The 26,595-nt window shown below is 64.2% G+C and carries 28 protein-coding genes; 20 read left to right on the forward strand and 8 right to left on the reverse strand.

The genetic code is table 11. The features are described 5' to 3' along the window. Positions 1–25 precede the first annotated feature (25 nt). Positions 26–670: a glutathione binding-like protein gene (locus tag IVB54_RS06875; RefSeq protein WP_018453769.1), complete on the reverse strand. Its 645-nt coding sequence runs from the start codon at positions 668–670 to the stop codon at positions 26–28. 116 nt (positions 671–786) lie between these two features. On the opposite strand from IVB54_RS06875, the gene IVB54_RS06880 reads away from it, so the two are divergent. Further along, entirely contained in the window at positions 787–1,431 is a 645-nt protein-coding gene (locus tag IVB54_RS06880; RefSeq protein WP_018453770.1) for a TetR/AcrR family transcriptional regulator, read from the forward strand. Positions 1,432–1,552: 121 nt separating this feature from the next. Here the strand turns inward: IVB54_RS06880 and IVB54_RS06885 are convergent, their stop codons facing one another. Together IVB54_RS06885 and IVB54_RS06890 are read right to left on the reverse strand one after the other, a co-directional pair. Continuing rightward, on the reverse strand, positions 1,553–3,520 hold the full coding sequence (locus IVB54_RS06885) for a methyl-accepting chemotaxis protein (protein ID WP_018453771.1): 1,968 nt from the start codon (positions 3,518–3,520) through the stop codon (positions 1,553–1,555). A 190-nt stretch (positions 3,521–3,710) separates the two neighbouring features. After that, positions 3,711–4,676 (reverse strand): glyoxylate/hydroxypyruvate reductase A, encoded by a 966-nt coding sequence (locus IVB54_RS06890; RefSeq protein ID WP_018453772.1) that lies wholly within the window; start codon positions 4,674–4,676, stop codon positions 3,711–3,713. Positions 4,677–4,820: 144 nt separating this feature from the next. Between IVB54_RS06890 and IVB54_RS06895 the strand changes: the two genes are divergently transcribed. The 4 genes from IVB54_RS06895 (at position 4,821) to IVB54_RS06910 (ending at position 7,586) form a co-directional block, all read left to right on the forward strand. Continuing rightward, positions 4,821–5,189: a YciI family protein gene (locus IVB54_RS06895; RefSeq protein WP_026232592.1), complete on the forward strand. Its 369-nt coding sequence runs from the start codon at positions 4,821–4,823 to the stop codon at positions 5,187–5,189. Next, positions 5,186–6,502 carry an RNA polymerase sigma factor gene (locus IVB54_RS06900; protein ID WP_018453774.1) on the forward strand — a complete coding sequence of 439 codons (1,317 nt, stop codon included), beginning with the start codon at positions 5,186–5,188 and terminating at the stop codon, positions 6,500–6,502. Before IVB54_RS06895 ends, IVB54_RS06900 begins: the two co-directional genes overlap by 4 nt. 95 nt (positions 6,503–6,597) lie before the next feature. Beyond that, a complete protein-coding gene (locus IVB54_RS06905) occupies positions 6,598–7,134 on the forward strand; it encodes an SRPBCC family protein (RefSeq protein WP_018453775.1) in 537 nt (178 codons plus the stop codon). A gap of 38 nt (positions 7,135–7,172) precedes the next feature. Further along, on the forward strand, positions 7,173–7,586 hold the full coding sequence (locus IVB54_RS06910) for a VOC family protein (protein WP_204512222.1): 414 nt from the start codon (positions 7,173–7,175) through the stop codon (positions 7,584–7,586). Between the two features lie 96 nt (positions 7,587–7,682). Here the strand turns inward: IVB54_RS06910 and IVB54_RS06915 are convergent, their stop codons facing one another. The 3 genes from IVB54_RS06915 to IVB54_RS06925 all read right to left on the reverse strand — a co-directional run bounded on the left by IVB54_RS06915 (position 7,683) and on the right by IVB54_RS06925 (position 9,778). Next, positions 7,683–8,036, reverse strand: coding sequence for a hypothetical protein (locus IVB54_RS06915; protein WP_018453777.1), 354 nt, complete (start codon positions 8,034–8,036; stop codon positions 7,683–7,685). A 434-nt stretch (positions 8,037–8,470) separates the two neighbouring features. Continuing rightward, positions 8,471–8,908 (reverse strand): hypothetical protein, encoded by a 438-nt coding sequence (locus IVB54_RS06920; protein WP_018453779.1) that lies wholly within the window; start codon positions 8,906–8,908, stop codon positions 8,471–8,473. 81 nt (positions 8,909–8,989) lie between these two features. Then, a complete protein-coding gene (locus tag IVB54_RS06925) occupies positions 8,990–9,778 on the reverse strand; it encodes an SDR family oxidoreductase (RefSeq protein ID WP_018453780.1) in 789 nt (262 codons plus the stop codon). A 157-nt stretch (positions 9,779–9,935) separates the two neighbouring features. Here IVB54_RS06925 and IVB54_RS06930 point away from each other — a divergent pair, with 157 nt between their 5' ends. The 5 genes from IVB54_RS06930 to IVB54_RS06950 all read left to right on the forward strand — a co-directional run bounded on the left by IVB54_RS06930 (position 9,936) and on the right by IVB54_RS06950 (position 12,703). Further along, on the forward strand, positions 9,936–10,298 hold the full coding sequence (locus IVB54_RS06930; protein WP_018453781.1) for a nuclear transport factor 2 family protein: 363 nt from the start codon (positions 9,936–9,938) through the stop codon (positions 10,296–10,298). 159 nt (positions 10,299–10,457) lie between these two features. Continuing rightward, complete coding sequence (locus tag IVB54_RS06935) at positions 10,458–10,859, forward strand: YciI family protein (protein ID WP_247294054.1); 402 nt, start codon at positions 10,458–10,460, stop codon at positions 10,857–10,859. 38 nt (positions 10,860–10,897) lie between these two features. Beyond that, complete coding sequence (locus tag IVB54_RS06940; protein WP_018453783.1) at positions 10,898–11,260, forward strand: YciI family protein; 363 nt, start codon at positions 10,898–10,900, stop codon at positions 11,258–11,260. 96 nt (positions 11,261–11,356) lie between these two features. Then, positions 11,357–12,097 carry a TetR/AcrR family transcriptional regulator gene (locus IVB54_RS06945; protein ID WP_247777111.1) on the forward strand — a complete coding sequence of 247 codons (741 nt, stop codon included), beginning with the start codon at positions 11,357–11,359 and terminating at the stop codon, positions 12,095–12,097. 120 nt (positions 12,098–12,217) lie between these two features. Further along, on the forward strand, positions 12,218–12,703 hold the full coding sequence (locus tag IVB54_RS06950; protein WP_018453785.1) for a DUF2852 domain-containing protein: 486 nt from the start codon (positions 12,218–12,220) through the stop codon (positions 12,701–12,703). Positions 12,704–12,907: 204 nt separating this feature from the next. Here IVB54_RS06950 and IVB54_RS06955 read toward each other — a convergent pair whose 3' ends face one another. Next, the gene (locus IVB54_RS06955) at positions 12,908–14,071 is read right to left on the reverse strand and encodes an acyl-CoA desaturase (RefSeq protein WP_247777112.1); all 1,164 of its coding nucleotides are present in this window, start codon (positions 14,069–14,071) and stop codon (positions 12,908–12,910) included. A gap of 314 nt (positions 14,072–14,385) precedes the next feature. On the opposite strand from IVB54_RS06955, the gene IVB54_RS06960 reads away from it, so the two are divergent. Further along, positions 14,386–15,153, forward strand: coding sequence for a serine acetyltransferase (locus IVB54_RS06960; RefSeq protein WP_247294056.1), 768 nt, complete (start codon positions 14,386–14,388; stop codon positions 15,151–15,153). A gap of 35 nt (positions 15,154–15,188) precedes the next feature. Here the strand turns inward: IVB54_RS06960 and IVB54_RS06965 are convergent, their stop codons facing one another. Next, on the reverse strand, positions 15,189–15,707 hold the full coding sequence (locus tag IVB54_RS06965) for a DUF2231 domain-containing protein (RefSeq protein ID WP_018453788.1): 519 nt from the start codon (positions 15,705–15,707) through the stop codon (positions 15,189–15,191). Between the two features lie 496 nt (positions 15,708–16,203). Here IVB54_RS06965 and tolQ point away from each other — a divergent pair, with 496 nt between their 5' ends. The 9 genes from tolQ (at position 16,204) to tilS (ending at position 26,428) form a co-directional block, all read left to right on the forward strand. Further along, positions 16,204–16,920 (forward strand): protein TolQ, encoded by a 717-nt coding sequence (gene tolQ / locus IVB54_RS06970; RefSeq protein ID WP_007596319.1) that lies wholly within the window; start codon positions 16,204–16,206, stop codon positions 16,918–16,920. Positions 16,921–16,963: 43 nt separating this feature from the next. Continuing rightward, positions 16,964–17,413, forward strand: a complete 450-nt coding sequence (gene tolR, locus IVB54_RS06975) for a protein TolR (RefSeq protein WP_018453789.1) — start codon at positions 16,964–16,966, stop codon at positions 17,411–17,413. Positions 17,414–17,416: 3 nt separating this feature from the next. Next, positions 17,417–18,379, forward strand: a complete 963-nt coding sequence (locus tag IVB54_RS06980; RefSeq protein WP_018453790.1) for a hypothetical protein — start codon at positions 17,417–17,419, stop codon at positions 18,377–18,379. A 41-nt stretch (positions 18,380–18,420) separates the two neighbouring features. Continuing rightward, on the forward strand, positions 18,421–19,767 hold the full coding sequence (tolB, locus tag IVB54_RS06985; protein ID WP_026232593.1) for a Tol-Pal system beta propeller repeat protein TolB: 1,347 nt from the start codon (positions 18,421–18,423) through the stop codon (positions 19,765–19,767). Between the two features lie 242 nt (positions 19,768–20,009). Then, positions 20,010–22,340, forward strand: a complete 2,331-nt coding sequence (locus tag IVB54_RS06990) for an EAL domain-containing protein (protein ID WP_018453792.1) — start codon at positions 20,010–20,012, stop codon at positions 22,338–22,340. A gap of 162 nt (positions 22,341–22,502) precedes the next feature. Then, complete coding sequence (locus tag IVB54_RS06995) at positions 22,503–23,267, forward strand: hypothetical protein (protein ID WP_026232594.1); 765 nt, start codon at positions 22,503–22,505, stop codon at positions 23,265–23,267. 236 nt (positions 23,268–23,503) lie between these two features. After that, positions 23,504–23,992, forward strand: a complete 489-nt coding sequence (gene pal, locus IVB54_RS07000; protein WP_026232595.1) for a peptidoglycan-associated lipoprotein Pal — start codon at positions 23,504–23,506, stop codon at positions 23,990–23,992. A gap of 187 nt (positions 23,993–24,179) precedes the next feature. After that, positions 24,180–25,238, forward strand: coding sequence for a tol-pal system protein YbgF (gene ybgF, locus IVB54_RS07005; protein ID WP_018453795.1), 1,059 nt, complete (start codon positions 24,180–24,182; stop codon positions 25,236–25,238). 74 nt (positions 25,239–25,312) lie between these two features. Then, positions 25,313–26,428: a tRNA lysidine(34) synthetase TilS gene (gene tilS / locus IVB54_RS07010; RefSeq protein WP_018453796.1), complete on the forward strand. Its 1,116-nt coding sequence runs from the start codon at positions 25,313–25,315 to the stop codon at positions 26,426–26,428. Positions 26,429–26,595 lie beyond the last annotated feature (167 nt).

Raw genomic sequence — 26,595 nt, forward strand, 5'->3', positions numbered from 1 at the left:
GACGGCGCGCCTCAATCGTCAAAGCTTACGCCGCGGCCTTCTTCCGCGCCTGCTCGGCCTTGTACAGCTCGAACTCTTCCGCGATCGCCTTGGCGATCGAGGGCCGTTGACGCAGGCGTTCGTAATAGGCCTTCACGTTCGGCCATTTGGCGAGCTCGATCGGCGGCGTCGCCATGGTCCAGTTGATGACCGTGACGAGATAGGCGTCGGCGACGCTGAATTGGTCGAGCAGGAAGTCGCGCCCCTTCAGGTAATTGTCGAGATAGTCCAGCCGCGACAGGTTCTTCTCCAGCGCGTAGGCTTTCGTCTCCTGCGGCGCCTTGCGGTCGAGCACCGGGATGAACAGGCCCTTGTGCAGCTCGGTGCCGATGAAGCAGAGCCATTGATGCAGTCGCGTGCGCTCGATGCCCGCTGCGGCTCCGAGACCCGATTGCGGGAAGCGGTCGGCGATATATTGCAGGATCGCGGCGTTCTCGGTCAGCACCACGCCGTCGTCCGTCCGCAGTGTCGGCACCAGGCCGATCGGGTTCACGGTTCGAAAGTCGGTGCCGTCGCTCAGCACCGTCTTGGTCGGCGGATCGACTTCGAGATAATTGGCTTCGGCGCCGGCTTCATACAGCGCGACGCGGCTCGCCATCGAACAGGCGAGCGGCGAGAAATAAAGATCCATCTTGAGCCTCCTTGGGCAATTCTTCGATGTGACTTTTGGAGTGGCGCTCAACCTGGCCAGATTGATTTTTGTACTGTCTTGCATATTATGGAGTTGGTCAAGGATTAAATTGCGAAATGGTACAAAAATCGAAGCCGCCAGCTGCTGCCACTGAGCCCAAGCGCCGCGGCCGTCCGCGCGCCTACGAACCCGAGGTCGCGCTCGGCAAGGCGCTCGACCTGTTCCGCACGCAGGGTTTCGCCGCGACCTCGCTCGACGATCTCAGCGAAGCCACCGGCATGAATCGCCCGAGCCTCTATGGCGCCTTCGGCGACAAGCGCGAGCTCTACATCAAGAGCTATCAGCGCTACCGTGAGGACGCGCGCGCATCCATGGTGGAGATCTTTCGACAGGAGATGCCCGTGCGCCAGCGGCTGGAGCGTATCTTCGCCTCCGCGCTGAACATCTATCTGTCCGGCGCAACCGGCCCGCGCGGCTGCTTCACCGTGGTCACGGCGGCCTCCGAAGCGGTCGGCGATCCCGACATCCGCGCCATGGTGCTCGATGGCCTTAACGAACTCGACAAGGCGTTTGCGAGTTGCTTCCGCCGCGCCAAGGAGAAAGGCGAATTGCCCGAAAGCGCCGATCCCGCCGTGCTGGCGCAGCTCGCTTCAGCGACCGTGCACTCAATTGCCATTCGTTCGCGCGCGCGCGTGTCGCGGAAGGATCTCGAGGCGATCGTGAAGGGAGCGATCGACGTGATGGTGGGACGAAAGAGCTAGGCGGTTGCGTGGCGCGAGCTAACGTCGTCCTGGCGAAAGCCAGGACCCCTAGCCACCGAATCTGGTTTGGCGAAGATTCGGAGTTGCCGCCGTCGCGCCGCAGCTCCTCCCTGTAGCCCGCCTACGCCGCGCGAATATGCGCGAGGAAGCGGTCCACCTCGTCCCGCAGCCGCTGCGATTGCTTTGACAGCTCGATCGCGGAGCCCAGCACCTCCTCCGCTGCTGTTCCCGTCGCGGCGATGCCGGCGGTGACGCCTGCGATGTTTTGCGAGACCTCGCCGGTGCGGGCGGCTGCCTGCTGCACGTTCTGGGCGATCTCCTGCGTTGCGGTGCCCTGCTGGCCGACGGCGGCGGCGATCGCGGCGGAGATCTCGTCGACCTCCTGGATCGTTGCGCAGATCGACTGGATGCCGTCCACTGCGCCGGTGGTCTCGCCTTGTACCGCCGTGACCTGGGCGCCGATCTCCTCGGTCGCTTTGGCGGTCTGGGTTGCCAGCGCCTTCACCTCGGAGGCGACCACCGCAAAGCCGCGGCCGGCTTCGCCCGCGCGCGCCGCCTCGATCGTCGCGTTGAGTGCCAGCAGATTGGTCTGCTCGGCGATGCCGCTGATGAAGGAGACGACGTCGCCGATTTTTTGCGCGGCGTCGGCCAGACTTTGCACGCGCTCGTTCGACCGTCGTCCGTCGCTCGCGGCTTTGCCGACCACCGCGGTCGCGTGCGCAAGGCGCCGGCTGATCTCGGTCATGGACGACGACAGCTCTTCCGCGGCGGCAGCGACCGTCTGCACATTTTCCGAGGCGAGCGCCGAGGCCGACGACACCGTGCCGGTCTGCTGCCGCGACCGCTCGACGATATCAGACATCGAGCGCGCCGTGTTCTCCATCTCGACCGCGGCCGAGGAGACCGTGGTGACGACCTCGCGGATGCTGGCTTCGAAATTGTCGGCGAGCGCGGCGAACGCGCGTCGCTTCTCCGCTTCGGATTGCGCCTTAGTGTCGGCCTGTTCGGCCTGGAGCCGGTTGAAGTTGACGGCGTTGTCGCGGAACACCGCGACAGCCTTGACCATCGCGCCGACCTCGTCATTCGCCTTGCTGACGGGGACGGTGACATCGAGGTGTCCGTCGGCCAGCTCGCGCATCACGCTGGTGATGGAAATGATCGGGCGCGAGATGCTGCGGGCGATGAGATAGCCGACGATGGCGGCGAGCACGAGCCCGAGCGCGGCGATGCCGAATGCCAGCAGCCAGGCACGGTCGGCGGAGGCCACATAGTCGGCATTGTCCATCACCAGTTCGACGGCGCCGAGCGGCTTGCCGGAAAAATCCCTGATCGGTCCGAGCAGCGCCGCTACCGGCGTCGTGTCGAGCTTGGCCTGCCGTACCGTGAAGTCGCCGCCGGCGGCGCGGCCGTAATCGGCCGCATCGAAGAAGCTCTTCCCCTTCAGCGTGCCGCCGAACAGCTTGAAGCCGCCGCCGTCCGCGAGATGGAAGGCGATGTCGACATGGCGGTTGGTCTTGAAATCGTCGAGGAAGGACTGGCCGAAGGTCAGGCCAAACTCCACTGAGCCGAGATGCTTGCCGCCTTGCGCGATCGGCACGACGCCGCGGATGCCGAGCCCAGCCAAGCCGCCCTCGAGGCCGACCACGACCTTGCGCTCCTGGTTGGCCATGATCACGGTTTTGCGGAAGCCCGAGAGGTCGTCGCCAAATTTAGCAGGCTGGTGCACGCGCAGGAACGAGGTCGCGGGCGCCACGTGGAACTGGAACTGTTCGACGCCGTACTCCGATTTGGTCGCAGCAAACACCGGCCCGAACAGGCTGATCAGGGCATTGCGATCCTGTTTGGCCATCGCGTCCTGCGTTGCCGGCATCGCGGCGACGACGGCGCTCATGGCGGCGGCGCGCTGGGATTCCTCGGCAATTCGCGACTGGAGCGCGTCGTAATGACTGCGAAGCTCGCGCTGGTCGGCCCGGTCGATGATGCCGGAGATGATCCACATCGCCCCGAGCACGGCGAACAGGGCGGTCGCCGCCGCCGTCACCGCCAGCGCAACCGTGATCCGCATCCTGAGGCCGAGCGTGAAGCGCATGTCCGACTCGTTCGTTGAGCGTTGATTAAGGAGACCTATCAACTTCTCGCTAAGAGAGGGTGAACGGGATGCCGGCCGAGCGGGTGCCTTCGGGGGTGACGGAGTGACCAAAGAAGTCTGGTGTCGTCCTGGCTTTCGCCAGGACGACACGGAGGGTAGGGAGCGGTCGTGCCTTTTTCAGGCGTGCGGCCTAATACCCCCGCGTCCGGTCCACCACGTTCTCCAGCACACCACACGCCTCGAACCGCGCGATCTGCTCGGCGACATAGGCCGAGATCGCGTCGGCGTCGGTGTCGGCGGCGTTGTGCGGGGTCAGCAAAACCTTGGGATGGGTCCAGAACCGGCTGTCCGCCGGCTGCGGCTCCTGTACGAAGACGTCGAGCGAGGCGGCGCCCAGCGTGCCGTCGTCGAGGCAGGCCAGGATGTCGGCTTCATTCTGGAGGCCGCCGCGGCCGGCGTTGATCAGCACGGGCGCACCGAGCGGGCTCTTGCGGTTGAGCTTGGTGAAGACGTCGCGGTTGAGGATGCCGTGTGTATCAGGCGTCAGCGGCAATAGGCTGACGAGAATATCGGTCGTGCGCAGGAACGCGTCGATTTGCCCGGCGCCATGGAAACATTCGACACCCGCGATGATACGCGGGCTGCGGCTCCAGCCGGCGACGCGGAAACCAAGCCGCCGCAGCACATCGGCCGCATCAGTACCGAGCGTGCCCAGGCCCATGATACCCACCGTGACGGCGCTCGCTGGCCATTGATAGGTCGGCTCCCAGCGCTTTTCGCGCTGCGACTGGCGCAGATAAAGCTCCTGGCGGTGGTGCATCAGCACGTGCTGCACGACGTATTCGGTCATGCGGCCGGTCAGATCAGGCACGGCCACGCGCACCAGCGGCACGTTCGGAAGGCTCTTGTCCGCCATCAGCGCGTCGACGCCGGCGCCCAGATTGAAGATCGCACGCAGATTGGGGAAAGAGCCGAGGTCGCCCGGCACCGGCTTCCACACCGCGGCATAATGCACCTCGGCCGGATCGAGCCCGGCATCGGGCAGCAGCACCACGCGGCGGCCGCCGCAGACGGCGTCGAACCGGGCCTTCCAGCGCTCAGGCAGCCAGTTCTGCTGCGTGCTGTTGATCAGGACGGCCAGGGTGCCAACGGTCATTCGAAGTGCCTCTTTAAGTTCCGCTTTTGAAGGCCCTCCTTGGCACGATCTGCCGGATTTTTCTTGCAATTTTTTTCCGCAGCCATGTCGGGGCAAGGCATACTGGATCGTCTTCAAAACAAGCGCTCAGAGAAGGTACTGCCCATGCTTTATGCGATCCTTTGCTATCACGACGAGGACTTCGTCGGCTCATGGAGCAAGGACCAGGACGAGACCGTGATGAAGAAGCTCGCCGTGGTGCAGGAAGGTCTCGCGAAGCAGGGCAGGCTCGGCCCGGTGGCGCGGCTGCTGCCGACCACTGCGGCAGCGACGCTGCGCAAGGAGGACCCGCCACTGGTGCTCGACGGCCCCTACGCTGAGACCAAGGAGCAGTTGCTCGGCTTCTATATCGTGGATTGCAAGAATCTCGATGACGCACTCGATGTCGCCCGCGACCTCGGTGCCGCCAATCCCGGCGGCGCCTACGAGGTGCGCCCCGTCGGCGTGTTCAGTCCCGGAGGGAATCTGAAATGAGCGAAGCCGATACCGCCTGGATCGAGACCGCGCTGACCTCGGCGCGCCCCCAGGCGGTCGGCGCGCTGCTGCGCTATTTCCGCGATCTCGACACCGCCGAGGAGGCCTTCCAGAACGCCTGCCTGCGCGCGCTGAAGACCTGGCCGCAGAACGGACCGCCGCGCGATCCCGCCGCCTGGCTGATCATGGTCGGCCGCAACGTTGCCATCGACGAGGTGCGCCGCACCCGCAAGCAGCAGCCGCTGCCGGAGGACGACCAGGCGATCTCCGATCTCGACGACGCCGAGGGCGCGCTCGCCGAGCGGCTCGACGGCTCGCACTACCGCGACGACATCTTGCGGCTGATGTTCATCTGCTGCCATCCAGGGCTGCCGGCAACGCAGCAGATCGCGCTGGCGCTCCGCATCGTCTGCGGCCTGACGGTGAAGCAGATCGCGCGCGCCTTCCTGGTGTCGGAAGCGGCGATGGAGCAGCGCATCACGCGTGCCAAGGCCAAGGTCGCGGAGGCCGGGACGCCGTTTGAAACGCCGGGCGCGGTCGAGCGCTCGGAGCGGCTCGCCGTTGTCGCGGCGATGATCTATTTGATCTTCAACGAGGGCTATTCGGCGAGCGGCGACACCGCCGAAATCAGAAAGCCGCTGTGCGAGGAAGCGATCCGGCTGGCGCGGCTGCTGCTGCGGCTGTTCCAGAGCGAGCCGGAGATCATGGGACTCACGGCGCTCATCTTGTTGCAGCATGCGCGCAGTGCCTCGCGCTTTGCCGCGGATGGCTCGCTGATCCTGCTGGACGACCAGGATCGTTCGCTGTGGAACGGCACGATGATCGCGGAAGGCCTCGCGCTGATCGACAAGGCGATACGCCATCGCCGCAGCGGGCCCTACCAGATCCAGGCCGCGATTGCTGCGCTGCATGCCCGCGCCTCCACGCCTGAGGAGACCGACTGGGCGCAGATCGACCTGCTCTATGGTGCGCTGGAGGTGGTGCAGCCCTCGCCGGTGGTGACGCTCAACCGCGCGGTCGCGGTTTCCAAGGTGCGCGGACCGCAAGCCGCGCTCGACCTGATCGAGCCGCTGGCGCCAAAGCTTGCCAACTACTTCCATTTCTATGGCGTGCGCGGCGCCTTCCTGATGCAGCTCGGCCGCAACGACGAAGCCCGCATCGCCTTCGACCGCGCCATCGCCCTCGCCAACACGTCCGCAGAAGCCGCTCACATCCGCATGCATCTCGATCGCCTGATCCGGGACAGCCAGCCCAAGGGCGCCAATGGCGGCGCCAGGCAAGACGCTAAGGTCGAAGGCGCAAAGGTGAAGTAGGGAGCGCCTGCCTGGGGCATAACAAATTTTTCCGCTTCGCCTTGTCGGGCCCGGTCCCCTCCCTTCGTCCTAGGAGCGTATCCAGGGAGCCATTCATGCTGAAAGCCATTGCCGTCATCGCCATCCTGCTCGCGGTCGGAATCGTGGGCGTGCTCGGCTTTGCCCTGACGAAGCCCGACACATTCCGCGTCGAGCGCAGCCTCGCCGTGAAAGCGCCGGCCAATGCAGTCTATCCCTTGGTTGCCGATTTCCATCGCTGGACGGCCTGGTCCCCCTACGAGAACCGCGATCCTGCGATGAAGCGGGCGTTTGGCGGCACCGCGCAAGGCAAGGGCGCGACCTATGCCTGGGACGGCAACAACAATGTCGGCGCCGGCCATATGGAGATCCTCGAGGCGAGTGCGTCGTCAAAACTACGCATCAAGCTCGATTTCGAGCGGCCTTTCGAAGGCCACAACACCGCCGAGTTCACCTTTGTGCCGCAAGGCGATGCCACACTGGTCACGTGGGCGATGTCCGGTCCGGCCCCGTTCCTGTCCAAAGTCATGCAGGTGTTCGTCAACATGGACAACATGATCGGCAAGGATTTCGAGGCGGGCTTGGCCAGCCTGAAGAAGCTCACCGAGAAGTAGCGCCGTCACCCCGAACCAAAGCAAAAAGGAGAGAAACGATGCTCAATCCCTATCTGTTCTATCAGGACACCTGCGAAGCGGCGTTCAATTATTACGCCAAGGTTCTCGGCGGCAAGATCGACGCCATGATGCGTTCTTCGGACGCACCGCCGGACATGGCTGCGGCGCCCGGCCGCGAGAAGACGATCATGCATGCGCGGATGTCGCTGCCCGACGGCAGCGTGCTGATGGCCTCCGACGCACCAAGCGAACATTTTCACAAGCCGCAGGGCTTTTCGATCTCGCTCACGGTCGCGGACCCGGCGGAGGGCGAGCGCAAGTTCAACGCGCTCGCCGATGGGGGCAACGTCACCATGCCCTTCAGCAAGACGTTCTGGGCCAAGGGTTTTGGCATGTGCGTCGACAAGTTCGGCATTCCCTGGATGGTGAACTGCCCGGCCGAGGAAATGTGACAGGCGCGATCGCCTGACGCGCTGAACGGCGATCCCCTCTCCTCTACGATGCGGGAGAGGGGCGCCCATGAGGACGTCGCGTCGACCGCGTGCCCCTCAGCGGATCGATCCGGTCACGTCATTGCTCGGTGGCTGGGAGGAGGGAACGCAGCGCGGACAGATCACGAGCTTTGTCCCGAGCTGCCTGTCATTCTCCGCTTCGATTTCGTCATGGATTGCCCACCACGCCGGGGAGTACGGGCGCAAGGTGCCGAGGACTCTCTCCCGCTCCTGATTCGGATCACTCGCCGCGGGAGCTTGGGTCGCCACGCGACGCTTGATGCCGGAGGGACGGTTCGGATCCTGACCGAGGCCGTCCCATGCGATCGGACGGCGATCCTGCGCAGGCGCGACCACGCATCCCATGAGCGTTGCGCAAAAAGTGAGCAAGACGAAGCCGTGTCGGATCATGCCGGACCCTTGGGTGTTGTATGCGACGCGCCAAGTCCGCTTACCGAAGCTTGCGTCGCACCGCTCAAATGGAACCTAAGGGAAACGCGTGGCCGACATGGCCGAATATGAATTCTGCTGTCGCACCACATTGCGAGAGCAGTGAGGCCGCTTCGTGAAATGATGCGGACCGCATCGCACAACAACTGGCGCAATATTAGGCTGTGAACTCCGGGACAGAATCGTTATTTATTCCGTCATAAATTCTAAAAACTGGGGCGGGCGGACTTGGAAGGGGAGCGACCGATGGCGGCGGCGCTGCAGATCAACTTTGCACTTTGGGGTATGCTCATCTGCGCGAGCATGGAATTGACCGAGTTGATCCAGAGTTTTTACTAGAGCTCTCGAAGCAGGTGACCGGCGCAATTTTGCCGGGCACTCGCGTCCGTCGATCATCACCGGCAGCGCGGATAGATCGCGGCGAGGTCGCGTCCCTTCAGCAGAAGCAACCGCGACGAGAGGCCGCCGCGGCGACTGATCCAGTCGCGCACCGGGCCGGGATAGGCCGCAAGCACCGCATCGGATGCTTCCGGCTCGGCGTAGAAGCGTCCGCGCCGATCGACCGAGCGCGCCGCATGGAAGCCGAGCACGGCGCGTTTTGTCACACAAATCCGCTCGCCCGGCACGATGCTCAGTACCAGTGTGCAGGCGGACAGGCAGGGACCGTCGATCACCACGCGCTCGCCGCTCTCGCGCACCTTCTCGAACAAATCGAGGAACGGCCCGACCTGTCCACCGGGCGACTGGATGATGCGGATTTCGGCCGAGGCAGGTGTGGCGGCGAGCAGCGCGGATGCGAGGATCAGGGCCCTGAGAAAGGTGACGCGCCGCATGAAGCCTCCGCGAATTCGAGTCCGTAGGATAGGCCGACGAGAAGAGGTGGTAACGCTTCGCTAGGCCAACCTACGCGGTGCCTACCCGTTCCTCCGCTCGCCGCGCAGCGTCGGCAGGCCGATGCCTGCCGCATCGAAGCCGCCATCGACGGCCAAAATTTGTCCGGTGATGTAGCTCGATCGTTCCGAGCACAGGAAGTAGATGGCTTCGGCGAGTTCCTCTTCCAGGCCGTAGCGGTTGAGCGGAATGGCGTCGTGATAATCGGCGCGGATCTCGCTGGTGTGCACCTGCTTCGCCATCGCGGTGTCGACCGGTCCCGGCGCGACCGCGTTGACGCGGATGTTGAGGGACGCGAGCTCAACCGCGAGCTGCTTGGTAAGGTGCGCGAGGCCGGCCTTGCTGGTGCCGTAGGCCGAGCGCAGCGTCGAGGCGCGCACTGCCGAGATCGAGGTGATGTTGACGATGGCGCCGCCATTGCCGTCGCGCATCAGCGGCACCGCCGCCTTGGTGCAGAGGAACGGGCCGGTGAGGTTGACCTCGAGCACGCGCCGCCAATCGGTCTCCGACGTCTCCATCAGCGGCGCGAACACGGCAACGCCGGCATTATTGACGAGCGCATCGAGCCGGCCAAACCGCTGTTCGACCGTCGTCATCGCGGCGGCAACCGCGGCTGCGTCCGAGACGTCGCAGGTCAACGCCAGCGTGGCCTCGTCCCGGCCGATCTCGGCGACCGCGCAGCCGAGCAACTCGCCCTCGATGTCGATCAACGCCACCCGCCAGCCCTCGCTCAAAAACTTCTTCGCGGTCGCAAGCCCGATGCCACGCGCGGCTCCGGTGACGAGGGCAACGCGGTGCGGGGTAGGGGGCATTGGCTGATCGGTCCTTATGAAAGATTGGGTCGCGCAAACGCGAGCCTCTTTTTACTTCGCTTTCGTCCCGACGAGGAAGGCCTTAACTCGAAGGCACGATGTCGGGACGGTCCTCGATGGATCGTCTTCCAGGGGATCATTGCCAGGGAGATCCGCAATGTCCAACCACGAGCGCCAGATTCGAGACCTTTTCGCCGCTTATCTCGGCAACGACCGGCAACGGGTCGCCGACGCGTTGGCGGACGATTTTCGCTTCACCAGCCCGTTCGACGACGATCTCGACAAGGCGGCTTATTTCGAGCGTTGCTGGAGGGACACCGGCTGGATTGCGCGGCACGACATCGAGCGGATTTTCGTCCAAGGCGACGAGGCCTTCGTCACCTATCTCTGCCTGGCGACAGATGGCAGGAGCTTTCGCAACACCGAGTTCTTCACCTTCGCCGGCGGCAAGATTCGCTGCATCGACGTCTATTTCGGCGCTGCCCGGCAGGACGGGCGTTTCCTGCCGCAGGCGCGCTAGGGCCAGCCAATAATCGCCAGAATAATTTTCGTCACCTGTCGGTTTCGTCAAGGTTCCTTCGTCTTGGAGGTGAGGGTGGGCGGCCCGGGCCGTCGCTCCGCCCATCCGGAGTGGCGCCTCGGCGCGCAACCCGAACGAAAAAGCACGCAAGGAGTGCTCATGCGATTCATGATGCTGATGATCCCGCTCGGCTACGAGACCGCGGCGCCCGACGTTCAACTCGATCCCGAGCGGGTCGCTGCGATGATGCGCTACAACGAGGCGCTGAAGGACGCCGGCGTGCTGATCACGCTCGACGGCCTGCACCCGCCCTCGATGGGCGCGCGCGTCTCGTTTGCGGCCGGCAAGCCCATCGTGACCGATGGTCCGTTCGCCGAGGCCAAGGAGGTCCTGGGCGGCTACTGGATGATCGAGGTTGCCTCGCGTGCCGAGGCGATCGCCTGGGCCAGGCGGTGTCCGGCCGCACCGAACGAAATCATCGAGATCCGTCAGGTGCAGGAGATGAGCGACTTCCCGCCTGACGTGCGGGAGGCCGCCGGTTTCGGCGACCTGAAGAAATAGCCGCAGCTTCGTCTATCCATCACCAAAGGAGAGAACCGATGAGCACCGACACCTATCTCGCCGTTTTCCTCGGCAGCAAGACCAGTTCCAAATGGACCGCATGGAATGCGATGCCCGAGGCCGAGCGCAAGGCGAAAGAGCAGGAGGGCATGGCGGCGTGGAAAGGCTGGGTCGAAAAGCACCAGGGCGCGATCGAGGCCATGGGCGGCCCGCTCGGCAAGACCAAGAAGGTCGACGGCAAGGGCATCGCCGACATCGCCAACGAGATGGGCGCCTTCACCGTGGTGCGCGCAGCGTCCCATGAAGCCGCGGCGAAGATGTTCGAGAACCACCCGCACTTCACGATCTTCCCCGGCGAACGCGTCGAGATCATGCCGGTGCTGCCGATCCCTAGCGGCTAGGATCTCGGGCCGCCTCGCCGGACCGGGAAGAATACGGGCTGATCAACCCGTCGCCGCTAGTGACCTTCACCGCCGGCTCATGTAAAGGTCGTTCACATGAGCTGGCGCAAGGAGACGCGCCGCGCCGAGCGCGGCTATCACCACGGCAATCTGAAGGAAGCCCTGTTGCAGGCCGCCCTCGGATTGATCGCCGAGAAGGGCGCGGCCGGCTTCACCTTTGCCGATGCCGCGCGCATGGCCGGCGTCAGTGCGGCGGCGCCGTACCGGCATTTTCGCGACCGTGAAGAACTGCTGTCCTCGATCGCGCAGCGCGGCTTCGAGCAGTTTGAATCGCGCCTGACCGCGGCTTGGGACGACGGACGGCCCGACACCGTCACGGCGTTCGAGCGTGTCGGCAGGGCCTATCTCGCCTTCGCCCGCGAGGAGCCCGCGTTCTACAACGCGATGTTCGAATCTGGCCTCCCGGTGGATGCCAATCCGGCGCTCCAGGCGGCCAGCGAGCGTGCTTTCAACATCATTCGTGCCGCGGCGGAGCGGCTTGCCGCGCTGGCGCCGCCGGGCACGCCGCGGCCGCCGGCGATGATGATGGCGCTGCACATCTGGTCCATGGCGCATGGCGTGGCCTCGCTGTTCTCCCGCGGTGACGCCGCGCGTCGAAAGCTGCCGATGTCGCCGGACGAGCTGCTCGACGCTGAGGTGCTGATCTATCTGCGCGGTCTCGGCTTCCCGACCGATCGCCGTCCCCCGGCGAAAAGCGCCGAGCCGCCGCCGGTGCCGCCGGAGGCATCCTCCGGTTCAGGCGTGCCGCCCGGTGGTCCCTGGGGCAAGCCGAAATAAAGTTACCCAAATAATTGCCCCGCCCTGTCAGGCGGTCGGCTTGACAAAACCGCGGGATGATCTACCTATGTAAATGTTATTTACATTCACAACGGCGCTGATGCCGTCATGGAGAGGGAAATGGCCTACACCGCTGATGTCAATCGATGGCGCGGCCCTTCGGACCAACAATACGAGCGCCCCCACATGCTCAATACGCCCTGGCATCCCGGCTGGATCGCCGTGACCATCCTCGGCTTCATCATCTGGTGGCCGATCGGACTTGCCCTTCTCTTTTTCACACTCGGGAGCAGAAGAATGTCGTGCTGGAGCAACCAGGATCGCTGGCAGAACAAGATGGAGCGGATGCAGTACAAGATGGATCGTATGCGCGGCCGCATGGAGCGCCACGGTTTCGGCTTTGGCTTCGGTCCGCCCTCGAGCGGCAACCGCGCCTTTGACGAGTACCGCACCGAGACATTGCAGCGGCTCGAGGAGGAGCAGGTCGAGTTCAAGAACTTCCTCGACCGTCTGCGTCACGCCAAGGACAAGGAAGAGTTCGACCAGTTCATGGCGCAACACAAGACACGCCCGACCCCGCCGCCGACCGACCAGCAGCAAGGTTGATCTCAAGCTTGATCTCGGGACTGACGCCTCTCAAAGCCGTCAGGCGCATGCCCCCAAAGTCCTGATGGCCCCGAGCCGCCCGCCTGCGCAACCCGCAGGCGGGCGGTTTGATTTTGGGAATGCGCGTCAGGCTGCCGCGACCGTCCGGATTGCCTTGGTTTGGAAAAGTCTTGATCTGGAAAGTCCTGGTCCAGAGAGACTTGGTCAGCGCGCCGTGGCGAGCTGCGCGCGAACCGACTCCAGGAAGTGTTCGTAGGCATAGTCCACGATCTCGTTCAGTGATCGCGTTCGCGCAAACATCGCCTTGGCCTCGGCGAGAAACTCGTCGCGGGTCGGAATCTTCGGCAAATGCAGATGCGTCAGTGCATCGACACCTTCGTGCGCGCGACTCAGGATGTCGTGCAGCGTCGGCAGTTGCAACTGGGCCAAATCGGCTCGGCGGAGCGCCGACGAAATCGCATGCGCCAGGGTCTGCGCATCGAACCGTCCGGCAAGCTCGCGGGCCGCCCGGTTGATGACGCGTGCGCCAAGCGGCTGCTCGTTGCGCAGCACCTGCTCGGGTGGCGACTTCATGTTCCAGACGATGCCGAACCAGGACAGCACCTTCAGGATGTAATAGGTGACGTCGATTTCCCACCAGCGAAAACCCTGCCGCACGCTGCTCTGGTAGGCGTGGTGATTGTTGTGCCAGCCCTCACCGAGAGTGAACAAGGCCAGCAGCCAATTGTTGCGTGAATCATCGCCGGTCACGTACCGCTTGCGTCCATGCACGTGGGCGAGGGAATTGATGCAGAAGGTCGCGTGATAGACCAGCACGGTGCTCCACAGGAAGCCGACGACGAGACCGGACCATCCGCCAACCAGGAAGCAGATCGCAGCCAGCGTGACGGCTGGCAGGAGTTCCAGGCGATGCAGCCACATCAACTCCGGATAGGCGGCGAAATCTCCGACTTTCACGAGGTCGGTGCCATCGTGCTCCCTGTAAAAAATCCAGCCGAGATGACTGTAGAGGAAGCCTCGATGACGCGGCGAATGCACGTCGTCTTCGGTATCGGAATGCAGATGATGATGTCGATGCTTGGCCGCCCACCACAAAACGCTTTTCTGCGCGGTGCTTTGCGCAAGCCAGGCCAGGATGAACTGAAACACTCGACCGGTCGCAAAAGCCCGATGGGAGAAATAGCGGTGGTAGCCTGCTCCGATCGCAAACATACGGACGACATAGAGTGAGGCGCAGATCGCGATGGCCTGCCAGGTAACGCCGGTCCAGATCGCAGCAATGCAGCCGAGATGGACCAGCAGGAACGGCAGGGCGGAGGGATACATGATGTCGTCGTGTTGGTCGTCAGCGGGGGCGTTGGGCGACATGTATTGGCGTGACCTTGGAGGACGGGGATTCGGGATTCGCTTCGGCAGCACTGAGGGCCGCTGTGTGCGACAATCCCGGGGATGGCGGACCACTGCGGGGCTTTGAACGAGATGCTTTGCCTGAGCAACCCGGGCCAGCGCGGCAGCACGAACCTGAGACCATAGCTACGGGCGGAACTCGGCTGCCTCCATATATATGATCCCGACTGCTTGGCATGCAAGCTCGTAGCCTCACGGGGTGCGTGGCGCGCGGGCTGCCGACGGCCTATAGCCGACAGTGAAAAGGAAGCGTCAAAATACCGCAGGCAGCAACGATGGCGGAAGCGGCGATGATGGCGAGCGAAACCCTCTGGCAGAAGATCCGCGACGAGGCGCAGCGCACCGCGGCAGCCGACGCCATATTCGGCAAGGCTCTTGTCGGACTCATCCTCGTCCATGACGATTTTACCGCCGCACTGTCCGACCTGATCGGACGCCGGCTTGGCGACAGCGAGGTCGAACGCGCGCGCTTCACGACATTTTCCCGCGACGCCTTCAATGGTCAGCCGGATCTGATCGAGGCGGCCGGCCGCGACTTGCAGGCCATCGTGCTTGGCGATCCCGCCATCAGCGGAGTGTTGGCGCCGCTGCTGCACTTGAAGGGCTACGTCGCCTTGCAGGCGTGGCGCGTCTCGAACTGGCTCTGGCATCACGACCATGGTGACGCGGCGCTGCTGTTTCAGAACGAGGCGTCGAACGTCCTGCAGGTCAGCATTCATCCGGCGGCGAGCTTGGGATCGTCGGTGTATCTCGACCACGCCACCGGCATCGTGATCGGTGCCGATGTGGTGATCGGCGACGAGGCCACCATCCTTCAGAACGTCAGCATCGGTCGTGGCACGGAACTGCCGGCGCGCTCGCCTCGCATTGGTCGCGGCGTGTTCATCGGCTCCGGCGCGACAATTCTCGGCAACGTCAGAATCGGCGATTTTGCAAAGATCGGCGCCGACACCGTCGTGACGAGCGACGTGCCCCGGGGCTGCACCGCAATCGGCAATCCGGCGCGGCTGACCAATTGCCCAGAGCCCGCTTCCGCGGCCTGACTCGCCGTCACGTCATCAGGCGACGTGCTCCTCGTTCACGCGGCGCGGCGGCGGCTCTCGCCGCCATGACGCGGGCTGACCGGCTCCGAACTGGTCTGGCCCGGCGCGTCCAGCACCGCGACGTGATGCCGGTAGACCAACTCCCAGCCCTTCCAGCCCGTGAAAAGCAGAATGCCGACCACGACCAGGGACAGCGCCACGCCCCACGGCTTGATTGCAGCTTCCGCGCCTTGCGCGTAGCGGAGGTAGAAATTGATCAGGGCCAGCACGACGGCTACGAGATTGCCGATCATGTGATACCAGGCGTCATTGAGGCTGCGGATGCGGGCATCGCTGAAGAAGTCGGTGAAGCCGGCCACGGCCGCAACGAGCGCCATCACAATACCGGCGCCGATCAGCCAGATCGCGGCTCTGGCCCAAAAGCCGTCACCGGTGCCGATGAAGGCGAGATCGGCGATGGGCGCGCCGACCAGGAAGGCGACGGGGAACGGGATGATCATGGGGTGGAGCGGATGATCGCCGACCGCGGCGGTCGTCTTGGGGTTGATGCTCATGGCAAAACCTCGCGAGAAGTGATTTTCCAGACAATTTTTCGGACGGAGGCTGGTTCCTCTGACCGGGATAGCGGGCTCCGCTCCTGATGCGCACGGGAAAGCGGAACTCTGCTGTCCCGGGCGCAGCGCACCGTCCCGTCGGGAACACGGCCCGCCCGCCGCGCCTCCCATCCCCCTGTGCGACCTCCCTTTCCCGCACTCAAATTCGTCTGCGGTAACCCAGCATTAACCATCGCCGGGCTCTGGTAATTGCGGACAATCGCGCGCCCAAAGCCTGAAGTCTGAGCCTTGGGGTCGGGCCCATAGTTTTGACATCTTGGCAGGGAATGCAGGCGGCCGGCTTTGGACGAGCCCTGCACCCCAGAAAGACAAGGCTTTGAGCGGGCTTGCCGGCCGCGCCGGTTCTAGCGCGGCTATTGGGGAACCGGCGGCCATTTGCTGGCCGGGACATTAGGTCGGGACATCAGGTAACGATCGCCTTGAGAGGATACTGCTTATGAATCCGGCCGACGTGGCTCAGTCAGCCCTTCCGGTTGCCGCTTCCGCGGACGTGTCGCTGATCGCGCTGTTCTGGCAGGCTCACTGGATCGTGAAAGCGGTGATGCTGGGGCTTCTCGCCTGCTCGGTCTGGGTCTGGGCGATCGCCATCGACAAGATCTTCCTGTTTGCCCGCACCCGCCGCTCGATGGACCGTTTCGAGCAGGCTTTCTGGTCCGGCGAGTCGATCGAGGACCTCTATCGCACGCTCTCGGCCAAGCCGACACATTCCATGGCGGCCTGCTTCGTCGCCGCGATGCGCGAGTGGAAGCGTTCGTTCGAGAGCCAGGCCCGCTCGGTCGCAGGCCTTCAGATGCGCATCGACAAGGTCATGAATGTCTCGATCGCCCGCGAGGTCGAGCGGCTGGAACGCCGGCTGCTGGTGCTCGCCACCGTCGGCTCCGCAGGCCCCTTCGTCGGCCTGTTCGGCACCGTCTGGGGCATCATGTCGAGCTTCCAGTCGATCGCGGCGTCGAAAAACACCTCTTTGGCGGTGGTGGCCCCTGGCATCGCGGAGGCGCTGTTTGCGACCGCCGTCGGCCTTATCGCCGCCATTCCTGCCACTATTTTCTACAATAAGTTCACCTCCGAGGTGAACCGGCAGGCCCAGCGGCTCGAAGGCTTCGCCGATGAATTTTCAGCCATCCTGTCGCGCCAGATCGACGAGCGGGGCTGACGGACGGCATGTATAGTGTGAAGGGCAATTTGGGCACCAGACCATGGGCATGAACGTTGCGAGTTCGTCCGGAGGCGGTGGGCGCCGTGGCCGGCGCAAGCCGGTCGTGGCCGAAATCAACGTCACGCCGATGGTGGACGTGATGCTGGTGCTGCTCATCATCTTCATGGTCTCGGCGCCGATGTTGACGGTCGGCGTGCCGCTCGACCTGCCGCAGACCCAGGCCAAGAGCCTCGAAAACAACGACCAGAAGCCGATCCAGATGTCGGTGGACATCAAGGGCAAGGTGTTCATCAACGACGCCGAGATCGCGATCAACGAACTGATCCCCAAGCTGAAGGCGATCACGGACGCGCGCGGCGGGCTCGAGGAACGCATCTATTTGCGTGCCGACAAGAAGGCGGATTACGGGACGGTGGCCAAGGTCATGGGCCAGTTGTCCGGCGCAGGCTTCAAGAAGCTGGCGCTCGTCACGGAAGCGGATCAGGGGTAAACCGTGAAGGTGAAGGTCGACAAGACACTCGTTGCGTCGATTGCCCTCCACGTCCTCGTGCTGGGATGGGGGCTCGTCACCTTTAGCAGCAGGGCTTTTGTGCCGGCGGAAGAGTCGCTGCCGATCGACATCATCTCCACCGATCAACTCGCGCAGATGATGTCGGGGCAGAAGACCGGCGACAAGAAAGAGCCGAAGCCGAAGGTCGAGAAGATCGCGGAAGCCAAGCCCGAGGAAGACGCTGTCGGCAAGGTCACCGAGAAGAAAGAGCTGATCAAGACCAACTCGACGCCGGAGCCGCCGCCAAAACCCGTGGAGAAGCCGGTCGAGAAGAAGCCCGAGCCGCCCAAGCCCGTCGCTGAGGCGAAGCCCAAGGAAGAACCGAAGCCGCCGGAAAAAAAGCCTGACCCGGCCAAGGAAGATCCGATCGCCGAGCTGCAGAAAAAGCTCGAAACCAAGAAGCCGCCGCCCAAGCCGCCGGAGCAAAAGGTCGCGGCGGTGCAGCCGCAACAGCAGCTGCCGAAGCCCAAGGAGCGCAGCTTCGATCCCGCGCAGATCCAGCGCGATCTCGACAAGCGCGCCGCGACCCGGCACGAACTCGCCGGCTCGACGCTGAATGCGTCGGCCTCGCTGGGATCGACGACCGGAACGGCCGCCAACAACATTGCGACCTGGCGGGGCGCGTTCCAGGGGGCGGTGAAGCGCTGCTTCACGCCGACCTATAACGGCCAGGATGCGGATCAATACGAAGCCGACATCGACATTCCCATGAAGATCGACGGATCGCTCGCGTCCGAGCCGATCGTCGTCGCGGTGAGGGGACCGTCGCGATCGATCGCACAGGCGGTGGCGGAGAGTGCCAGACGCGCCATCGTGCAGTGTCAGGTCTATTCGTTCATGCCGAAGCAGCAATACGAGAGCTGGAAGCTCATTCCGATGACTTTCGGCCTGAAAGACATGTTGTGACATCCGAACAAAAGAATTTTGCGATGAATGACGTTCGATCGATGAACCGCCGCCGCTTCATGACCCTGACCGGATCGACGCTCGCGATGCTGGGGGGCGGACAAGCCTTGGCCCAGCAGCCGCAGGGACGGCTCCGCATCGATCCCACCGAGTTTCGGCCGATTCCGATTGCGATCACCAATTTTGTGCCGGGCTCGCCGGCCGACGGTGACGTCGGCAACGGCGTCACCCAGGTCATCACCAACAATCTGAAGCGCTCGGGCCTGTTTGCGCCGGTCGACCAGGCCGCCTTCATCGAGCGCATCAGCAACATCGACGTCGCGCCGCAGTTCGAGAACTGGAAGACCCTGAACGCGCAGGCCCTCGTCACCGGCCGCATGACGCGGCAGCCGGACGGCCGCCTCAAGGCTGAATTCCGCTTGTGGGACGTCGTCACGGGCCAGCAGCTCGCCGGCCAACAATATTTCACCTCGCCGGAATATTGGCGTCGCATCGCCCACATCATCTCCGACCAGATCTATGAGAAGCTGACCGGCGAGAAGGGCTATTTCGACAGCCGCGTGGTGTTCGTTGACGAGACCGGGCCGAAAGAGCGCCGCGTCAAGCGGCTCGCGATGATGGACCAGGACGGCGCCAATGTGCGCTATCTGACCCGCGGCTCCGACCTCGTGCTGACGCCGCGCTTCTCGCCGAACTCGCAAGAGATCACCTACATGGAATTTGGCCAGGGCGATCCGAAGGTCTACCTGTTCAACATCGAGACCGGCCAGCGCGAGATCGTCGGCAACTTCCCCGGCATGACCTTTGCGCCGAGGTTCTCGCCGGACGGCCAGCGCGTCATCATGAGTCTGCAGCAGGGCGGCAATTCCAACCTGTTCGTGATGGATCTGCGCTCGCGCTCGACCACGCGCCTCACCGACACGCCCGCGATCGACACCTCGCCTTCCTACTCCCCGGACGGCACCCGCATCTGCTTCGAGTCCGATCGCGGCGGCAGATCGCAGATCTATGTCATGGCCGCGGGCGGCGGAGCGGCGCAGCGCATCTCTTTCTCCAAGGACGACAACAACGCCACCTATTCGACGCCGGTGTGGTCGCCGCGGGGCGATTACATCGCCTTCACCAGGCAAGGTGGCGGGCAGTTTTCGATCGGCGTGATGAAGCCGGACGGCTCCGGCGAACGGCTTCTCACCTCCGGCTATCATAACGAAGGTCCGACCTTCTCGCCGAACGGCCGCGTGCTGATGTTCTTCCGCGATCCGGGCGGCAGCGGCGGGCCGTCGCTGTTCTCCGTCGACATCTCGGGGCGCAACGAGCTGAAAGTGCCGACGCCGGGCTTCGCCTCCGACCCGGCATGGTCGCCGCTCTTGTCCTCGACATCGGGCTAGCCGCCGCCCCCGGCGCGCGATGATTTGACCGCGCGCCTTTTCCGAAAACTTGGCGAGATGTTTCCCCGCGATAATTGTTCTTTAAGGTTGCACTAGGCAAACTTTTCCCATGGGTTTGTTTCTATTGATGTATTCCGACTATTGGTCATTCAAAACAACTCGACTTTAACGATGTTCCCTCAGAAAGACTTCATACCGGATCGGTAAAACTGCGCTCCAGACAGGACGCGCGTAAACACCAGATGCAGTTTGCAAGTCAGAGCGGAGAGCCGGAACAGCGGCCGCCGAAAACTTCGGCGGCGCAAATCGATTCGTTGTTCGAAGCGCCTGGCCCGTTGCTGGCGGGACTCATTTTCGTGTCGATTGGTGCGGCCCTCACCGCGCTGAGGACGGGCGAGCCGCTGATCTGGGCGTGCGTCGCACTTCTGATCCTGGCCGGGACCGCGCGGGCGATCGACCTGCGCCTCTATCAGGCACGTCACGCGGTCATGACCGTCGAGGCGGCCGCACGCTGGCAGAAGCGCTATCAGATCGGAGCAAAGATCCAGGCGGCTGCGATCGGCATCTGGTGCGCCACCACCCTGTTGGCCACGGACGACGCCGTGGCCCACATGATCGCCTTGTCCGTCACGACCGGAATCGCGGCAGGCGGCGCGGGCAGGGCATATGGCCGGCCTGCGATCTTCCACCTCCAGGCCGTGCTGATCTTCGGCCCGGCCGTGCTTGCCTTGGCGCTGCGTGGAACACCCTACTACATCGCGATGGCGCTGGTCAGCGCCGCGTTCCTGATGGCGATCATGCAGCTCTCGGTGAATCTGCATCGAATCTTCATGGGAGCGGTCGTGGCACGTGAGCGTGAAGCCGCGCTCGCCGGCCAGTTCGATACGGCTCTGAACAACATGCCGCACGGCCTCTGCATGTTCCGCGTCGACGGACAGCTGGCGGTCATGAACCACCGCTTCGGCGCAATGATGAATCTGCCGGAAGGTCTCGCGCAGCGCGGGGTCAACGCGCGTGACATCGTCGCGGCGTGCGTGAGCGCGGGATCCATCTCCGCTGGGAGCGGCGAGCGAATCGTCGCGGACATCGAGAGTTCGCAAGCCAAGGAGATCATCACCGCCGATCCCGATACGCAGCGAAACCGGTCGTTGTCCTGGACTGTCCAGCCGATGGCTGACGGTGGCGCGGTGGTGCTGCTCGAGGACATTACCGAGCGACGTAGCGCCGAGGCCAAGATCACGCATCTGGCGCGCTACGACGACCTCACCGCGCTGCCCAACCGCGTTCATTTCCGCGATGAGATCGAAAGGCTGCTGGCGATCTCGCACGGCGCCGAGCGCCTGTCCGCGCTGCTGTTCGTCGACCTCGACCAGTTCAAGCAGGTCAACGACACGCTCGGCCATCCCTGCGGCGACCAGCTCCTGTGCGCGGTCGCCAACCGTCTGCGCGAGATGCTGCGCCCCGAGGATTTCGTCGCCCGCTTCGGCGGTGACGAATTCGTCGTGTTCCAGGAGAACATCTCCTCGCCCGAGGACGCCGCTGCGCTGGCGCGCCGGATCGTCGAACGGCTGAGCGAGCGTTACCGCATCGACAATCATCTGGTCGAGATCGGCGCCAGCGTCGGCATCGCATTGACCTTGCCGGAGGGCATCAGCGCAGACACGCTGCTCAAGAATGCCGACATGGCGCTGTACCGGGCCAAGGCCGACGGCCGCGGCACCTTCTGCTTCTTCCGCGACGAGATGGCGGCGACCGTCGAGGCGCGCCGCATCCTCGAGCTCGATCTGCGCAAGGCGCTCGCCAACGAGGAGTTCGAGCTGTTCTATCAGCCGCTGGTCAATCTGAAATCCGGCAAGATCACGACGTGCGAGGCGCTGCTGCGCTGGAATCATCCGGTGCGCGGCACGGTCTCGCCGATCGACATCATCCCGGTCGCCGAGGACATGGGGCTGATCGTCGATCTCGGCCGCTGGATCCTGCGCCGCGCTTGCATGGAATGCATGAAATGGCCGGAGGGCGTCAGCGTCGCCGTCAACTTCTCGCCGCAGCAATTCCACCAGCGCGACGTCTTGAGCGAAATCCGCTACGCGCTCGAGGTTTCGGGGCTCCCGGCGCATCGGCTGGAGATCGAGATCACCGAATCCTCCCTGTTGCGCAACACCCAGCTCACGCACGACATCCTGTCGCAATTGCATGCGATCGGCGTGCGCATTTCGCTGGATGATTTCGGCACCGGCTATTCGAGCCTCAGCTACCTGCACAATTTCCCGATGCAGAAGGTGAAGATCGACCGCTCCTTCCTCGAGGGCATCGATGCCGACCGGCCGCTGACGCTGCTGCGCGGCGTAGCGCGGCTGTCGGCCGATCTCGGCATGGCGGTCGTGGTCGAGGGCATCGAGACCAATGATCAGCTCGAGTTGATCAGCGCCGACGGCACCGTGACCGAAGGGCAGGGCTATCTGTTCAGCCGGCCGGTGCCGGCAGTCCGGATTCGCCAATTGCTCAATGCCTCGCATGGCCGCCGCGGGGCTGAGGACCACATCGTCATGGTGTCCTCGCGATCGATCGCCTGATCTTTCTCCGCCTCGCTCCTTCAACGCATTTAGCTCTCGTTCGCCCGTGTTTTTGCGGGCTGCAAAGGTTAACCCTAACGTTTCTAAGCCTTTGCAATTCCGTTAATGAACCATTAATCTCCTCACACTCGCAGAAGTTGCTTTGGAGTGTAGGGGTACTGGATGACGTCTGGAGCTGAACCGCAAACGGTGCTCCTTCCGCGGGGAGCCGCTCTGTTTGACCGCATCGATTACCGCCTGATCGAAACTCCCGAGGACCGAGACAACCTCTATTTGATGCGGTACCGGGCCTATCTGCACGCCGGTCTGATCGAGCCGTCGGAGTCGCGGCGCGTAACCGATCGCTTCGACGATGCGCCCAACACCTGGAATTTCGGGGTCTATGTCGATGGAGAGCTCTGCAGCTCCGTTCGCATTCACGTCCTGACGTCGGACTGGCGGATGTCCTACACGACCGAAGTGTTTGGCGACGTGCTGCATCCCCGCCTCGACCGCGGCGAAGTTCTCATCGATCCATGCCGGTTTGTTGCCGATCCCGAAAAGCACCAGCGTTTTCCGGAGCTGCCCTATCTGACGGTGCGGCTGGCCTTTGTGGCCTGCGATCATTTCAACGCCGATACCGGGCTGGCCATGATCCGGACCGACCACCAGGCGTTTTATCGTCGCATCTTCCTGCACGAGACCATTTCACCGGAGCCACGCGGGTTTCCGGGCTGGCCCACCAAGAAGGCCGTGCTGATGGCGTCCGATTTCCGGAACCAGCGGGAAAAGGTCCTGACGCGCTTTCCGATCATGCGCTCCAGCGCGTTTGAGCGGCGCATGCTGTTTCAACGCAGCAGCCCCCGCCAGGCTGCCGCGCGCCCGGTGTCGCTGGCCACGCAGCGGCCCCCGGACGTAGCCGTCTCGGCAACGGGTTCTGCCCGCTAGGCCCCACGCGACGAGCCTAAAATTCCAGCAAAGGCCGCGGTTTTTGCCGGTCGTTGCGGCTTGCCTTCACCGTCGCGCCACATTTACAACCCATTAACCATGACGGTTGCTTTTCGCTGGTTGGGGGCATTTGACCGGCTGTGGCAAGGTTCCATCAAGGTTGACGGAACGTTCGCTTAACCAACCCCCTGTAGACCGGACAGCAGTGGACGAAACGTGAGCGTGGAGGCTCCGGAATGAAACATCCTATGCGCATCCTCCAGGGATTGAAGCTGGCCGCGGTGCTTGCCGTCGCGTTGTCGATGGGTGCCTGCGCCAACAAGAACTCTGCCACGGATGCGATGGCCAACGCGGCGACGCCGGGCAGCCAGCAAGACTTCGTCGTCAATGTCGGCGACCGCGTGTTCTTCGAAAGCGACCAGACCGATCTGACCCCGCAGGCGATCGTGACCCTGGAGAAGCAGGCGCAGTGGCTCCAGAGCTATCCGCGCTACAGCTTCACCGTCGAAGGTCATGCCGACGAACGCGGCACCCGCGAATACAACATCGCGCTCGGCGCTCGCCGCGCCCAATCGGTGCGTTCGTTCCTCGCCTCGCGCGGCATCGATCCGAACCGCATGCGCACGATCTCGTACGGCAAGGAGCGGCCGGTGGCCGTTTGCAACGACATCTCCTGCTGGTCGCAGAACCGCCGCGCCGTCACCGTGCTGAACGCGAGCTCCTGACGATCGGTCAGGCGCCGTTCATCTTCAGATAGCGATTATGCCGGCGCCCTCTCGGGCGCCGGTTTCGTTTCAGCGATCTGTGACAGAAACCCGTTTGTTACAGTCACAGTTTTGGCGTACTCCCCTTCAATGTGTGGCGCGTCGAATGTTCGGTCGCAGGCCATTTCGCTTTCGTCGTCAGGGCAAGATGTCATCCAGATTTAAGGTCTTCACCGGCACCGTGGCGATCGCCGCGCTGCTTTCGTTGTGCTCGCCCGCCCTCGCACAATCGGACGATGCAGATCCCGAGATGCGGATCGAGCGGCTGGAGAACCAGCTGCGCCAGCTCACCGGTCAGAACGAAGAGCTGCAATATCGCAACCGCCAGCTCGAAGAGCGGCTAAGAGCGCTCGAGGGCGGCGCGCAAGCTTCGCCCGGCCAGACGCCGGTCCAGCCCAATGTCGCGGCCATGCCGCCCGCACAAGCCGCGCCGGCCTATCGCCAGCAGCCGCCGCACCAGCAAGCGGCCCAGCCGAATTACGAGCAGCCGCAGATCGCCTCTCCGGCACCGATCGTTCAGGAGCAGCCTGCGCCCGGCGCGCCGGGCACGCGCCGCCGCGGCGATGCCTTCGACCCGAACCAGAGTCCGAATGCGCCGGGTGCGCCGCGCGCGCTCGGCGGCGGGCAGCAACCGATGCCTGCAGGTGCCCCGAGCGGCGCGCCCGGCGGCCGTGGCGCCGGCGAACCGCTTGATCTCGCCAACAGCGGCCCCCGCTATCCGCAGGCGGTCGGGCCTCAGGCTGCGCAGCCCGGCTATCCGCCGGTCTCATCCGGCTCTCCCGCGCCATCAGGCGGCACGGGCCTTGCGACCCTGCCGCCCTCGGCAACGCCGCGCGACGAATTCGACCTCGGAATCGGCTACATGCAGCGCAAGGACTACGCGCTGGCCGAGCAGACCATGAAGAATTTCTCGCAGAAATATCCGAGCGACCCGCTGCTCGGTGACGCGCAATACTGGCTCGGCGAGAGCTATTTCCAGCGCCAGCAATATCGCGACTCCGCGGAAGCCTTCCTCGCCGTCACCACGAAATACGACAAATCCGCCAAGGCACCGGATGCCCTGCTGCGGCTCGGCCAGTCGCTGGCGGCGCTGAAGGAGAAGGAGGCGGCGTGTGCCGCCTTCGGTGAAGTCGGGCGCAAATATCCGCGCGCTTCCGCCGGCGTCAAAGCTGCGGTCGACCGCGAGCAGAAGCGGGTGAAGTGCTGAGGCGCGGCGATTGATCCTGACAAGACGGATGGCGCTGCGCTAAACAGTGTCCATCCGCGGACGATTGCAGTGTCATGTCAGAGGACAATTCACCGATCTCGGCGCGTGAGGCCAAGCGCCTCTTCGCAGGCCTGAAAGGCGCGCAGGGACTGCTGCTCGCGGTCTCCGGCGGGCCCGACTCGGTGGCGCTGATGTGGCTTGCGGCGCGCTGGCATCGCAGCCTTTCGCGCGGCCCGCGTCTCACCGTAGTCACCATCGACCACGGCTTGCGGCCGGAGGCGGCGCGCGAGGCGCGCGCGGTCAAGCGTCTCGCAACCGGGCTTGGCCTGCCGCACCGGACCGTGCGCTGGCGCGGGGCAAAGCCGAAAACGGGACTGCCGGCCGCCGCGCGCGAAGCTCGCTACCGCCTGCTTGTGCAGGCCGCGCGCCTCGCCGGTGCGAGCCACGTGCTGACCGCCCACACCCGCGACGACCAGGCCGAGACCCTGTTGATGCGGCTTGTGCGCGGCAGCGGATTAGCCGGGCTGTCGGCGATGGCCCGTCTCACCGAGCGCGACGGCGTCGTTCTTGCGCGTCCACTACTCGATGTTCCGAAGTCGCAGCTGATCGCGACCTTGAAGCGGGCGAAGATCGGCTTTGCCGACGATCCCACCAACCACGACGCTGCCTTTACCCGGCCGCGGCTGCGTGCGCTGCTGCCGCAGCTCGCGGCGGAGGGCGGTGATGCCCGCAGCCTGGCTCGGCTCGCGGCAAGGCTGGCGCGCGCCAATTTGGCCGTCGAGGTGCTGACCGATGGAGCCGAGCGCTTCCTCCGTTTGCGGGATCGCGGCGATGCGCCGCAGGCCGGCGTTCGAAGCTTCGAGGCCTCCGGGTTTGCCGCCCTGCCGGAGGAGGTCCGGCTGCGGATCCTGCTGCGGGCCATCAACGCGTTCGGGCATGAGGGGCCGGCGGAACTCGGCAAGGTCGAATCCCTCCTGGCCGTGCTCGATCAGGCCATTGCCGCAAGTGCCCGCGCACCCGCAAATGGCCGGCCGGCCCTGAAGCAGACGCTTGCGGGAGCCTTGATCAGCCTTGCCGGGGGACGTATCCGCATCGCCCCGGCGCCGGCCCGGCGCAAGGGTGGATCAAGGGTGGATAAGGGCGGATCATGGCACCGGCCATTTCGAGACCGCGCCGTGAGGACACCTTAACCAGGCAGGAAAAACCCGGATCCGGGCGCCATTATTTCAGCGGGAATCGGACTAAGATGGGCTAAATAGTCCCATCTCGTTCCCTTGGCAGCGACCGGAGCGACACCTAGATTGTATGCGTCTAACCGAGAGGATTCCTTGGGGATTTCCTCGCGCTGCCCAAATAA

It is taken from the genome of Bradyrhizobium sp. CW1, assembly GCF_023100665.1.
GTDB lineage: Bacteria > Pseudomonadota > Alphaproteobacteria > Rhizobiales > Xanthobacteraceae > Bradyrhizobium > Bradyrhizobium canariense_D.

Excerpts from the sequence above, each read along its gene's own strand:
- IVB54_RS06905 (WP_018453775.1), top strand. The coding sequence starts at position 6,598 with ATGCTGAAAGCCATTGCCGTCATCGCCATCCTGCTCGCGGTCGGAATC.
- IVB54_RS06960 (WP_247294056.1), top strand. The coding sequence starts at position 14,386 with ATGGCGGAAGCGGCGATGATGGCGAGCGAAACCCTCTGGCAGAAGATC.
- IVB54_RS06925 (WP_018453780.1), bottom strand. The coding sequence starts at position 9,778 with ATGCCCCCTACCCCGCACCGCGTTGCCCTCGTCACCGGAGCCGCGCGT.
- IVB54_RS06950 (WP_018453785.1), top strand. The coding sequence starts at position 12,218 with ATGGCCTACACCGCTGATGTCAATCGATGGCGCGGCCCTTCGGACCAA.
- IVB54_RS06945 (WP_247777111.1), top strand. The coding sequence starts at position 11,357 with ATGAGCTGGCGCAAGGAGACGCGCCGCGCCGAGCGCGGCTATCACCAC.
- IVB54_RS06880 (WP_018453770.1), top strand. The coding sequence starts at position 787 with ATGGTACAAAAATCGAAGCCGCCAGCTGCTGCCACTGAGCCCAAGCGC.
- pal (WP_026232595.1), top strand. The coding sequence starts at position 23,504 with ATGAAACATCCTATGCGCATCCTCCAGGGATTGAAGCTGGCCGCGGTG.
- IVB54_RS06920 (WP_018453779.1), bottom strand. The coding sequence starts at position 8,908 with ATGCGGCGCGTCACCTTTCTCAGGGCCCTGATCCTCGCATCCGCGCTG.
- IVB54_RS06910 (WP_204512222.1), top strand. The coding sequence starts at position 7,173 with ATGCTCAATCCCTATCTGTTCTATCAGGACACCTGCGAAGCGGCGTTC.
- IVB54_RS06965 (WP_018453788.1), bottom strand. The coding sequence starts at position 15,707 with ATGAGCATCAACCCCAAGACGACCGCCGCGGTCGGCGATCATCCGCTC.
- IVB54_RS06915 (WP_018453777.1), bottom strand. The coding sequence starts at position 8,036 with ATGATCCGACACGGCTTCGTCTTGCTCACTTTTTGCGCAACGCTCATG.
- IVB54_RS06875 (WP_018453769.1), bottom strand. The coding sequence starts at position 670 with ATGGATCTTTATTTCTCGCCGCTCGCCTGTTCGATGGCGAGCCGCGTC.
- IVB54_RS06940 (WP_018453783.1), top strand. The coding sequence starts at position 10,898 with ATGAGCACCGACACCTATCTCGCCGTTTTCCTCGGCAGCAAGACCAGT.
- IVB54_RS06890 (WP_018453772.1), bottom strand. The coding sequence starts at position 4,676 with ATGACCGTTGGCACCCTGGCCGTCCTGATCAACAGCACGCAGCAGAAC.
- tilS (WP_018453796.1), top strand. The coding sequence starts at position 25,313 with ATGTCAGAGGACAATTCACCGATCTCGGCGCGTGAGGCCAAGCGCCTC.
- IVB54_RS06930 (WP_018453781.1), top strand. The coding sequence starts at position 9,936 with ATGTCCAACCACGAGCGCCAGATTCGAGACCTTTTCGCCGCTTATCTC.
- IVB54_RS06990 (WP_018453792.1), top strand. The coding sequence starts at position 20,010 with ATGCAGTTTGCAAGTCAGAGCGGAGAGCCGGAACAGCGGCCGCCGAAA.
- IVB54_RS06900 (WP_018453774.1), top strand. The coding sequence starts at position 5,186 with ATGAGCGAAGCCGATACCGCCTGGATCGAGACCGCGCTGACCTCGGCG.
- IVB54_RS06885 (WP_018453771.1), bottom strand. The coding sequence starts at position 3,520 with ATGCGCTTCACGCTCGGCCTCAGGATGCGGATCACGGTTGCGCTGGCG.
- tolB (WP_026232593.1), top strand. The coding sequence starts at position 18,421 with ATGAACCGCCGCCGCTTCATGACCCTGACCGGATCGACGCTCGCGATG.
- IVB54_RS06955 (WP_247777112.1), bottom strand. The coding sequence starts at position 14,071 with ATGTCGCCCAACGCCCCCGCTGACGACCAACACGACGACATCATGTAT.
- tolR (WP_018453789.1), top strand. The coding sequence starts at position 16,964 with ATGGGCATGAACGTTGCGAGTTCGTCCGGAGGCGGTGGGCGCCGTGGC.
- ybgF (WP_018453795.1), top strand. The coding sequence starts at position 24,180 with ATGTCATCCAGATTTAAGGTCTTCACCGGCACCGTGGCGATCGCCGCG.
- IVB54_RS06995 (WP_026232594.1), top strand. The coding sequence starts at position 22,503 with ATGACGTCTGGAGCTGAACCGCAAACGGTGCTCCTTCCGCGGGGAGCC.
- IVB54_RS06935 (WP_247294054.1), top strand. The coding sequence starts at position 10,458 with ATGCGATTCATGATGCTGATGATCCCGCTCGGCTACGAGACCGCGGCG.
- IVB54_RS06895 (WP_026232592.1), top strand. The coding sequence starts at position 4,821 with ATGCTTTATGCGATCCTTTGCTATCACGACGAGGACTTCGTCGGCTCA.
- tolQ (WP_007596319.1), top strand. The coding sequence starts at position 16,204 with ATGAATCCGGCCGACGTGGCTCAGTCAGCCCTTCCGGTTGCCGCTTCC.